Genomic DNA, 10,136 nt, shown 5'->3' on the forward strand with positions numbered 1-10,136 from the left:
TAGCGCCCTCGATCAGCAACTGTCCGCCCGAAGGCGCGTCGATCAAGGAGATGATCCGCGCCAGGGTGGATTTGCCAGAGCCGGATTCTCCGACGATGGCCAGCGTCTTGCCCTTGTCCACGCGTAAATCGATGCCCTTCAGCGCGCGAACGGTGCGGGCTGGGGCGACCATGCCGCCGGGGATGTGATAATCCTGGATCAGGGCGCGGCCCTCGACCACCGGCGCTGTCATCGCGCGGCCTCCTGTTCAAAGAACTCTGACACGGTGGGCAGGCGGTCGCCGGTCGCGTGTTCGGGCAGGGCCGACAGCAGCGCGCGGGTATAGGGGTGCTGCGGGGCCTCGAACAGGCTGAGAACATCGGCCTCTTCCATCTTGCGGCCCTTGTATTGCACGATCACCCGGTCGGCGGTTTCGGCAACCACGCCCATGTCATGCGTGATCAGGATCAGCGCCATGCCATAATCTTCCTGCAATTTCATCAGCAGATCCAAAATCTGCTTCTGGATGGTGACATCCAGCGCGGTGGTGGGTTCATCCGCGATCAGCAGGCGCGGATTGGCGGCGATGGCGATGGCAATCATCACGCGCTGACACTGGCCGCCCGACATCTGATGAGGATAGGCCTTCAGCTTGTCCTCGGGGTCCGGGATGCCGACTGCCTGAAACAGTTCCACCGCGCGGGCGCGGGCCTGACGGCGCGTCATGCCAAGGTTCAGGCGCAGCACCTCTTCAATCTGGAAACCAACGGTGAAGGACGGGTTCAGCGAGGCGACGGGTTCCTGAAAGATCATCGTGATCTCGCGGCCGATCAGCTTGCGCCGGTCAGAGGTGCCAAGCCGCCGCAGGTCGCGCCCGTCATAGGTCATTTCGTCGGCGGTGATCGTGGCGGTATCGGGCAAAAGCCCCATCACCGCCAGCATCGCGACCGACTTGCCGGACCCCGATTCCCCGACGATGGCCAGAACCTCGCCCCGGTCCACGGACAGGTCGATCCCGTCCACGGCGGTAAAGCTGCCGGTGGCGGTGGCGAAGGTCACGGTCAGGTTGCGGATGTTCAGTAACGCCATGGCCTAGCTCCGCTTCAGCTTGGGGTCCAGCGCGTCGCGCAGGCCGTCGCCCATCAGGTTGATCGCCAGAACCGACATCAGGATGGCGAGGCCGGGGAAGGTCACGACCCACCAGGCGCGCAGGATGAATTCGCGCGCTTCGGCCAGCATCGTGCCCCATTCGGGCGCGGGCGGCTGCGCGCCCATGCCCAGAAACCCCAGCGCCGCCGAATCCAGCACCGCCGAGGAAAAGGACAGGGTCGCCTGCACGATCAGCGGCGCAAGGCAGTTGGGCAGGATGGTGCGAAACATCAGCCGCAGATTGCGCGCGCCCGAGACGCGGGCGGCGGTGACATATTCGCGCCGCATCTAGCCCATGACGGCGGCGCGGGTCAGGCGGGCGAACTGCGGCTGAGAGACTATGGCGATGGCGATCATCGCATTGGTCAGCCCCGGCCCCAGCACGGCGACCAGAACCAGCGCCAGCAGCAGCGAGGGAAAGGCCAGAATGACATCCATCATGCGCATGATCACCGCATCGACCCAACCCCGAAAGAACCCGGCCAGAAGGCCGATCACCACCCCGCCGCTAAGCGCGATCGAAACGACGACAATGCCGATGAACAGCGAATAGCGCGCACCAAAGATCAGCCGGGACAGCATGTCGCGCCCGACCGCATCGGTCCCCAGCAAAAACCCTTCGCGGCCTCCGTCCTGCCAGATGGGCGGCAACAGCAGGGCATCGCGATATTGCTGTGCCGGGTGGTGCGGGGCCAGCAGCGGCGCAAAGATCGCTGTCAGGACCAGCAGCATAAAGACCGCAAGGCCGATCACCGCGCCGCGGTTCTGGCTGAAATAGAACCAGAACTCGGCCAGCATGCGGCGGCGGATCGCGGCGTCAGACAGTTTGACAGAGGTATCGCTCATGTCGCGCGGATCCTTGGATTGATAAGCCCATAGGTCAGATCGACCAGCAGATTGACCAGCATCACGATGCCCGCGATCATCAGCAGCCCCGATTGTACCACCGGATAATCGCGACGCGAGATCGAATCGATCATCCACTTTCCGATGCCGGGCCAGGAAAAGATCGTCTCGGTCAGGATCGCCCCGGCCATCAGCACGCCAATTTGCAGGCCGATGGTCGTGATCACGGGGATCATCGCGTTACGCAGCGCATGGATGCCGATGACCCGGCGCGGCGGCATGCCCTTGGCGCGGGCAGTGCGGACGTAATCCTCGCCCATGACCTCCAGCATGGCGGAACGGGTCTGCCGCGCGATTACCGCCAGCGGGATCGTGGACAGCACGACCGAGGGCAGGATCAGGTGGCTGACGGCGGAACCGAAGGCCCCTTTCTGCCCTGACAGCAGGCTGTCGATCAGCATGAAGCCTGTCACATCGGGAAAGTAATACAACAGGCTGATGCGCCCCGAAACCGGGGTCCAGCCCAGATAGCCGGAAAAGAAGATGATCAGCAGCAGGCCCCACCAGAAGATCGGCATCGAAAAGCCGACCAGCGCGGTGGTCATCGACAACTGGTCAAACCAGCTTCCGCGCTTGATGGCGGCCAGAACGCCCACCGGCACGCCGATCAGCGTGGCGATCAGTATGGCGCAGAGGCCCAGTTCCACCGTGGCGGGAAACAGCGACAAAAACTCGGTCAGGACGGGTTTCTTGGTCACAAGCGAATTGCCCAGATCGCCATGCAGTAACCGGCCCAGAAAATCCAGATACTGCATCACGAGGGGCTTGTCATAGCCAAGCTGCGCGGTCAGCGCCGCGTGGCGTTCGGGCGTCACGCCGCGTTCGCCCGCCATCAGCAGCACGGGATCGCCGGGCAGGATGCGGACAAAACCGAAGGCGACGATGGTGATCCCCAGAAAGGTCGGGATCAGATACAGCAGTTTCGACAGGATAAAGCGGATCATGTGCCTGTTGCCCCGAAGAACGCGCGGGGGGGGGCTGCCCCCCGCACGCGGGTTGTGGGTTCAGGAAGCCGCCGCCTATTCGGCGATATCGACCGTTTCAAAGGTGAAATTGCCAAGCGGGCTCATGACAAAGCCCGAGACCTTGTTCGACATCGGCACATATTGCGTCGAATGGGCGATGGTGAACCAAGGGGCCTGTTCCTTGAAGATCACCTGCGCCTGTTCGTACAGGCTGGTCCGCTCGGCAGGATCGGCTGTAAGTTTCGCGTCCTTCAGCAGCTTCGAAAAATCCTCGTTGCACCAGAAGGAGCGGTTCGCGCCGCCCGGCTGCGCCGAATCGCACGACAGCAGCACCGACAGGAAGTTGTCGGGATCGCCGTTATCGCCGGTCCAGCCAAGGATCACCGCACCGTCGCGGCCTGCTTCCATCGACTTGGACAGATATTCGCCCCATTCATAGGACACGATCTCGGCCGTCACGCCGACCTTGGCCAGATCGGCCTGCATCAGTTCGGCGGTGCGGCGGGCGTTCGGCATATAGGGCCGCTGTACCGGCATCGCCCAGATCTTCATCGACAGGTTGCTGACGCCCGCCTCTTCCAGCATCTTCTTTGCGGCCTCGGGATCATAGGGATCGTCCTCGATCGCGTCGTTATAGGACCACATGGTCGGCGGGATCGGGTTCTTGGCCGGCTGCGCCGCGCCCTGGAACACCGCGTCGATGATCGCCTGCTTGTTGATCGCCATGTTCAGCGCCTTGCGCACCGACGGGTTGTCAAAGGGCGCCATGGTGGTGTTATAGGCCAGATAGCCGACATTCAGGCCGGGCAGTTCATCCAGTTTCAGGTCAGGATCGGCCTTGATCGCCTCAAGATCCGCCGGGGCGGGATAGGGCATCAGGTGGCATTCGCCGGCCTTCAGCTTTTGCAGGCGCACTGCCGCGTCGGGGGTGATGGCAAAGACCAGATCGTCGATCATCGGGGCAGGCCCCCAGTAATCGGCGTTCTTCTGATAGCGGATCACCGCATCTTTCTGATAGGCGACGAATTTGAACGGACCGGTTCCGATGGGCAGGTTGTTCAGATCCTCGCGCGTGCCTGCGGCTTCCAGCGCATCAGCATATTCCTTTGACAGGATCGAGGCGAAGGGCATGGCGATATTTGCCAGGAACGGGGCCTCGGGCTGGTTCAGAACGAACTTGACCGTGTAATCGTCGATCTTTTCGACCGATTTGATCAGGTTCGGCATGTCCATCGAGGTGTAGTATTCATAGGTGATGCCGGGAATGTACTGATGCCACGGATTGCTGGCGTCACCCTGACGCTGATACGAAAACACCACGTCATCGGCGTTGAAATCACGGCTCGGCGTGAACTTGTCGTTCGAATGCCATTTCACGCCCTGACGCAGGTGAAAGGTATATTCGGTGCCATCCTCGGACACCTCCCAGCTTTCAGCAAGGCCGGGCTCGATCTCGGTTGTGCCCTTCTTGAATTCGGTCAGGCGGTTATAGACCGGATGGGCCGAGGCGTCGAATGTGCCGCCCGCCGTATAGGGCGCGGGGTCGAACCCCTCGGGCGAGGCTTCCGAGCAATAGACAAAGGTCTTGGCTTCGGCCCCGACGGCCATCAGCGCCAATGCCGAGACGGCCAGCAGGCTGCGCGAAAGATATGTCATGGATCGTCCTCTCACTCTCTGTTGTGTCATTGTTTTCCCGGAATCATGGACAATTCCAGGGTCGTGGTTCAGCTATATACCAAGGCCACTGATGCCGTTCACCGATTGCGATTCTGACGAGACCGCTTTCCCCGATATTGCGCAAGGGATTACGCCGGGTCAAACAACTCTCGCTGCTGGCAATTTTTGCGGAAAGGCGATAGGAAAGAGAGGTTGACAAATGGTGGGTTGCCCCGTGACATCAGACACCCTTTTAGCAGGTGAAGCCGAACGAGACATCAATATAGAGGCCATGCTGTCGTTTTCGATGAACCACATCGTTCATCGGTATAATCACATGGCGCAGGAACGGCTGCGTTCGGTCGGGGTTTCCATCCTGCAGATGCGGGTGGTCCTGTCGCTGAAGGCCCATGGCCAGCTTAGCGTCGGCGATCTGTGCCGATATGCCATCGCCGAACAACCCACCATGAGCCGGGCGCTGGACCGAATGGAAAACCAGCGCATCGTGCGGCGTCATGCGGACGATACTGACAGCCGCGTGCGTCTGGTGACGCTGACCGGGCCGGGACATGCGCTGTTCGACCGCATCCATCCCGAAATCCTGCGGGCCAATGCAAGGATGACCGAGGGCCTGTCGCCCGAAGAACGCACGATCCTGCAATCCGGCCTTGCCAAGGTTCTGGCCAATCTGGAACGATGATGACAGGCAAGGCGGCAAAAGGCTTGCCCGGCCCGGATTTATATGCATATTCATCTAAATGGGGGATGCCGCGATTGCCGCGGCTTTTGCGGGGCGGGAGCACAAAAAAATGACGGCGCAATCCTTGGGTAGCGGGGCCATATGACCCTGCGGCAATCTTATGAGGGGGTGGCGCTGGTCGCGCCGGCCTCGGTTCCGTATCAGCGATATTCCATTGAAACGGCTCATTGGTGGATCGCCCGTGCGTTGCGCGCCTCGTTGCAGGCGGCGGGACTGCGGCCCGCTGATCTGGACGGGCTGTCAATGGCCAGTTTCACGCTGTTCCCCGATACGGCGGTCGGGCTGACCCAGCATCTTGGGCTGGTGCCGCGCTGGCTGGATCACATTCCGATGGGCGGTGCTGCGGGAATCGTCGCGCTACGCCGGGCGGCGCGGGCGGTTCAGGCAGGGGATGCGGATATTGTTGCCTGTGTGGCGGGCGACACAAACAATATCGACAGCTTCCGCCAACTTCTGTCCGGCTTTTCGCGTTTCCAGATGGATGCGGCTTATCCCTATGGCTATGGCGGCCCGAACGCGAATTTCGCGCTGCTGACGGACCGTTACATGTGCGAATACGGTGCCACGCGCGAGGATTTCGGCCGCATCTGTGTGTCGCAGCGCGAGAATGCGCTGAAAAGTCCGCGCGCGGTGATGAAAAAGCCGCTGACCATGCAGCAATATCTGGACGCGCGGCCCATCGCCGACCCCATTGCGCTGTTCGATTGCGTGATGCCCTGCGCCGGGTCCGAGGCGTTTCTGGTCATGTCCGTCGAACAGGCAGAGCGGCGTGGCCTGCCCTACGCCACCCTTGCCGGCACGATCGAACGCCATAACGCCCATGGCGGCGATCCGGTGCAGTTGCGCGGCGGCTGGACGATGGATATCGACGATCTTTATGCGCAGGCCGGTTGTGGGCCGGGCGACATAGATCTGTTGCAGACCTACGACGATTATCCGGTCATCTCGATGATGCAGATCGAGGATCTGGGCTTTTGTGCCAAGGGCGAAGGCCCGCAATTCGTGCGTGACCACGACCTGACCGTAAGCGGCGACTTCCCGCATAATACCTCGGGCGGGCAGCTTTCGGGCGGGCAGGCAGGTGCAGCGGGCGGCTTTATCGGGCTGGTCGAGGCGATCCGGCAGGTGACGGGCACCGCCGGGGGCACGCAGGTGCAGGGCGCGCGGACCGCTATGGTGTCGGGCTTTGGCATGATCAATTACGACCGCGGCCTGTGTACGGGCGCGGCAATCCTGAAAGGGCAGGGTTCATGACCGATCCGCTTGCGCGACCCCCGAAGAAGAACCCGCAGCAACTGACCCCCATGCCGACCCTGCCGCCCGAGGCGCGCAGCCGCGCCTCGATGGGGCTTAGCGCTGCCGCAGCCGAGGGGCGGTTCATGTTGCAGGTCTGTCAGGAATGCGGGACCGCGCAGTACCCGGCCCGCGATGCCTGCTGCAACTGCCTGTCGGTCGATCTGCGCTGGCAGGACGTATCACCTCGCGGGGAATTGCTGGCCGAAACCATGGTACGCAGCTCGCCCAACCTGTATTTCCGCGAACGCACGCCATGGCGGGCCGGATCGGTCAAACTGGATGCCGGGCCGGTTGTCATCTGCCATGTCCACGGCGATGTCGCGCCGCATTCGCGCGTGCGGCTGTTGAACCGGCTGGATCGCTCGGGGCAGGGTGTGCTGATCGCCATGCCCGAACAACCCACCCCGAACATGGAGGACGATCCGCAATTGCGTGCGATGACCTCGGATCCGAAACATCGTCGCGTGCTGATCACCGACGCCCGCAGCGACAACGCCCCCGCCATCGCCGCCGCGCTGCACAAGGCGGGCGCGAGCCTGATCTTTCTGGGCGAGGCGGAAAGCTGGCGTCCCAATCCGCAGCGTGCGGCGCTGATGGCCGTGCCGGGGGTGGAAATCCTGCCGCTGGACGTGACCGATACCGCCAGCCTGCGCGAACTGGCCGCCGAAATCGGTGGCAAGGTTGATATCATGGTCAACAACGCGCGTTTCCTGCGTCCGGGTGGCGTGCTGTCGCGGGGCGACACGGTTTTTGCCCGTGACGAGATCGAGGTGAACTATCTGGGCCTGATGCGTCTGGCGCAGGCTTTCGGGCCGGGCATGTGCGCGCGAACGGCGGACGGGGTTTCATCGGCGGTGGCATGGGTGAACCTGATTTCGGTCTATGCGCTGTCGAACCTGCCGGAACTGGGCTGCTTTTCGGCCTCCAGCGCCGCCACCCTGTCGCTCAGCCAAAGCCTGCGCGCCGAATTTCGCAGCAGCGGGCTGCGGGTGATGAATCTGTTCGTCGGCCCGACCGAGGATGACTGGCACCAGGCCTTCCCGCCGCCCAAACTGTCGCCCGGCGCGGTTGCCCGCGATCTGGTCCGGGGCCTGCGCGACGGGCTGGAGGATGTGTATTGCGGCGACGTGGCGCAGGACGTGATCGAACGGTTCCGCGCCGGACCGAAACTGCTGGAACGCGAAATGACCATGGGGCGCGGCTGATGAGCATCCTTGACGAACTGGGCGGCAAGATCGCCTCGGGCGCAGTAACGGTCGTCGATCTGACGCATACGCTGGATCCCGATTTTCCGGTCATCGTCCTGCCACCCGAATTTGGCCAATGCGCCCGTTTCCGCATCGAGGAAATCAGCGCCTATGATCATCGCGGGCCCGCGTGGAAATGGCACAACATCTCGATGGGCGAACATACCGGCACCCATTTCGACGCGCCAAGCCACTGGATCTCGGGGCGCGATGTGCCGAAGGGCGCGGTGGATGAGATCGACCCGGCGAAATTCGTAGGGCCTGTTGCGGTGATCGACTGTTCGGAAGGGGCGGCGCGGGACGAGGATTTCGAACTGACCCCCGAGGTCATTCTGGCATGGGAGGAAAGGCACGGCCACATCCCCGCCGATGCATGGGTTCTGATGCGCACCGACTGGTCGAAACGACGCGGTGCCGGTTATCTGAACATGCGCGAGGACGGCCCCCATTCCCCCGGTCCCACGCCCGAGGCGATGCGGCTGCTGGTCGAGGGGCGCGACATTCGCGGCTTTGGCACGGAAACGGTTGGCACGGATGCCGGGCAGGGGGCGCATTACACACCGCCCTATCCGGCCCATTTCACCCTGCACGGGGCCGGGAAATACGGGCTGCAATGCCTGTGCAATCTGGACCTTCTGCCCGCGACGGGGGCGTTTCTGATGGCCGCGCCGCTGAAGATCAGGGGCGGCACCGGCAGCCCGCTGCGCGTTCTGGCGCTGGTCGAACATCAGTGACATCTTGCGAGGGGTAATTCCGCATGAATTGCATCGACAGGCTCAAGGCCGAGTTTTCCCCCGCCGAACGGGTTCTGCCGGTGCTGCTGCAACGCCGCGAGGACGGCGACCCTGACGCAGCGCTGTTTACCTGCGGCGACCTGCGCCTGACCCGCCGCCAGACCCGGCAGGCGGCGGCGCGCCACGCCTTTGCCCTGTCGCAGGCGGGGATTGCGCAGGGCGACCGCGTCGCGATCATCTGCGCCAACCGGGCCGAGTTCATGCCGGTCTTTCTGGGCTGCGGCTGGATGGGCGCGGTCTCGGTCCCGATCAACACTGCCTCGCGCGGGCTGCAATTACAGCATATCCTGTCAAATTCCGGCGCGAAGCTGCTGGTGATCGAGGACGCTCTGCTTGAGGTGCTGGACGGGCTGGAACTGGACAAGCTGGATCTGCGGTGCCTGTGGGTGATCGGCGACGGACCGTTGCCCGATCTGCCGGGCATCGCCTGCCACCACCTGCCCGCCCCGCAATCCGAGGCTCCGCCCGCCAAAATCAGCCCCGGCGATCCCTTGACGATCCTTTACACCTCGGGGACGACTGGCCTGTCAAAAGGCGTGGTCTGCCCCCATGCGCAATTTTTCTGGTGGGGTGCCTATACCGGTCACATGCTGGACCTGCATCCGGGCGATGTGCTGCACACGCCCTTGCCGCTGTTTCACACCAATGCGCTGAACTGCTTTTTCCAGGCGCTGCTGAACGACTGCCAGCAGGTGGTCGAGCCGCGCTTTTCCGTCTCGGGCTTCTGGACGGCGATGGCAGGTTCGGGCGCGACCGTCACCTATGTTCTGGGCGCAATGGTGCCGATGCTGCTGTCGCGACCTGAAACCGGGGCTGAACGCCACCACCGCGTCCGCGTCGCCCTTGCGCCCGGCGTGCCCGCCCCGGCGGCGCAGGAATTTACCCGCCGCACCGGGATCGTGCTGCTGGATGCCTATGGCGCGACCGAAAGCAATACGGTGATCGCAACAACCGGGGATACGATCCGGCCGGGCTGGACCGGAAAGCTGCTGAAAGGGTTTCACGCGCTGATCGTGGATCAGGACGACAATCCCCTGCCCGATGGCGAGGCGGGCGAATTGCTGCTGCGCGCGGATGAACCTTTTGCCTTGGCGCTTGGGTATTTCGGGATGCCCGACAAGACGGTCGAATCCTGGCGCAACCTGTGGCTGCACACCGGGGACCGGCTGCTGCGCGACAAGGACGGCTATTTCCGCTTTATTGATCGCATGAAGGATTCGATTCGCCGTCGCGGCGAGAATATTTCTTCTTACGAGGTCGAGCAGGTTCTCAGTGCCCATCCCGCCGTGGCCGAGGTTGCGGTCTTTCCGGTCGCCTCGGATCTGGCCGAGGACGAGGTCATGGCCGCCATCGTCCCGCGCCCCGGCAGCGACCTGCCCCCAGA

At 63.1% G+C, this 10,136-nt stretch carries 9 protein-coding genes and 1 pseudogene; 5 read left to right on the plus strand and 5 right to left on the minus strand.

Annotation, left to right across the window (positions count from 1 at the left end):
* The 5 genes and pseudogenes from ACK5L9_RS03945 to ACK5L9_RS03965 all read right to left on the minus strand — a co-directional run.
* On the minus strand, window positions 1–232 hold a 232-nt coding region (locus ACK5L9_RS03945; protein WP_416910148.1), incomplete at its 3' end, for an ATP-binding cassette domain-containing protein.
* Window positions 229–1,068 carry an ABC transporter ATP-binding protein gene (locus ACK5L9_RS03950; RefSeq protein WP_416910149.1) on the minus strand — a complete coding sequence of 280 codons (840 nt, stop codon included), beginning with the start codon at window positions 1,066–1,068 and terminating at the stop codon, window positions 229–231. The genes ACK5L9_RS03945 and ACK5L9_RS03950, both read right to left, overlap by 4 nt.
* Window positions 1,069–1,071: 3 nt before the next feature.
* Window positions 1,072–1,974 (minus strand): annotated as a pseudogene (locus ACK5L9_RS03955) (ABC transporter permease subunit).
* Entirely contained in the window at window positions 1,971–2,978 is a 1,008-nt protein-coding gene (locus ACK5L9_RS03960; protein WP_416910150.1) for an ABC transporter permease subunit, read from the minus strand. The pseudogene ACK5L9_RS03955 and the gene ACK5L9_RS03960 overlap by 4 nt, the downstream one beginning before the upstream one ends.
* 75 nt (window positions 2,979–3,053) lie before the next feature.
* The gene (locus ACK5L9_RS03965; RefSeq protein WP_416910151.1) at window positions 3,054–4,655 is read right to left on the minus strand and encodes an ABC transporter substrate-binding protein; all 1,602 of its coding nucleotides are present in this window, start codon (window positions 4,653–4,655) and stop codon (window positions 3,054–3,056) included.
* Window positions 4,656–4,890: 235 nt separating this feature from the next.
* Between ACK5L9_RS03965 and ACK5L9_RS03970 the strand changes: the two genes are divergently transcribed.
* The 5 genes from ACK5L9_RS03970 to ACK5L9_RS03990 all read left to right on the plus strand — a co-directional run.
* On the plus strand, window positions 4,891–5,355 hold the full coding sequence (locus ACK5L9_RS03970; RefSeq protein WP_416910152.1) for a MarR family winged helix-turn-helix transcriptional regulator: 465 nt from the start codon (window positions 4,891–4,893) through the stop codon (window positions 5,353–5,355).
* A gap of 141 nt (window positions 5,356–5,496) precedes the next feature.
* Window positions 5,497–6,669 carry a thiolase family protein gene (locus ACK5L9_RS03975; protein WP_416910153.1) on the plus strand — a complete coding sequence of 391 codons (1,173 nt, stop codon included), beginning with the start codon at window positions 5,497–5,499 and terminating at the stop codon, window positions 6,667–6,669.
* Window positions 6,666–7,916: an SDR family NAD(P)-dependent oxidoreductase gene (locus tag ACK5L9_RS03980; protein ID WP_416910154.1), complete on the plus strand. Its 1,251-nt coding sequence runs from the start codon at window positions 6,666–6,668 to the stop codon at window positions 7,914–7,916. The genes ACK5L9_RS03975 and ACK5L9_RS03980 overlap by 4 nt, the downstream gene beginning before the upstream one ends.
* Window positions 7,916–8,692 (plus strand): cyclase family protein, encoded by a 777-nt coding sequence (locus ACK5L9_RS03985; protein ID WP_416910155.1) that lies wholly within the window; start codon window positions 7,916–7,918, stop codon window positions 8,690–8,692. The genes ACK5L9_RS03980 and ACK5L9_RS03985 overlap by 1 nt, the downstream gene beginning before the upstream one ends.
* Window positions 8,693–8,715: 23 nt before the next feature.
* A partial coding sequence (locus tag ACK5L9_RS03990; protein ID WP_416910156.1) for an AMP-binding protein occupies window positions 8,716–10,136 on the plus strand: 1,421 nt, incomplete at its 3' end.

Source organism: Paracoccus sp. (in: a-proteobacteria) (assembly GCF_047973135.1).
Lineage (GTDB): Bacteria > Pseudomonadota > Alphaproteobacteria > Rhodobacterales > Rhodobacteraceae > Paracoccus.